Source organism: Novosphingobium sp. CCH12-A3 (assembly GCF_001556015.1).
Taxonomy (GTDB): Bacteria; Pseudomonadota; Alphaproteobacteria; order Sphingomonadales; family Sphingomonadaceae; genus Novosphingobium; species Novosphingobium subterraneum.
This window is the reverse complement of sequence record NZ_LSIA01000103.1, coordinates 1-312: the sequence shown is the minus strand read 5'-3', so window position 1 is coordinate 312 and position 312 is coordinate 1. Positions and strand designations below refer to the sequence as shown.

At 59.3% G+C, this 312-nt stretch carries 1 protein-coding gene; it reads left to right on the top strand.

The window, feature by feature from the left end; translation table 11 throughout:
- Positions 1-8: 8 nt before the first annotated feature.
- Complete coding sequence (locus AX703_RS28835) at positions 9-143, top strand: SEC-C metal-binding domain-containing protein (RefSeq protein ID WP_369820998.1); 135 nt, start codon at positions 9-11, stop codon at positions 141-143.
- Positions 144-312: the final 169 nt, after the last annotated feature.

Sequence of the window (312 nt, the reverse complement as noted above, 5' to 3'; positions counted from 1 at the left end):
TAGTCGGAATGCGCAAGCTCGCGCTCATGCGCGAGGATAAGAAACTCGCGCTCCGTGCCATGCAGACCGCCAAAACAGGTCGCAACGAGCAATGCCCCTGCGGCTCGGGCAAGAAGTACAAGCGCTGCTGCGCGGCAACCTGACGCCGCGTCAACGCCGCCTTCCGTCGGCGCTTACAGAACTTCTTGGCCATGGTCCAACTCGCATCAATACGCCTGTGGCTGCGCGTTTATGAGTCTACGGCCTAACCGAAAATAGCTAGTCGTCCGTGAACAAAGCGAAGTTCGTTTCGGTGCCGGGTAGACCGGGTCT

Excerpts from the sequence above, each read along its gene's own strand:
- AX703_RS28835 (WP_369820998.1), top strand. The coding sequence starts at position 9 with ATGCGCAAGCTCGCGCTCATGCGCGAGGATAAGAAACTCGCGCTCCGT.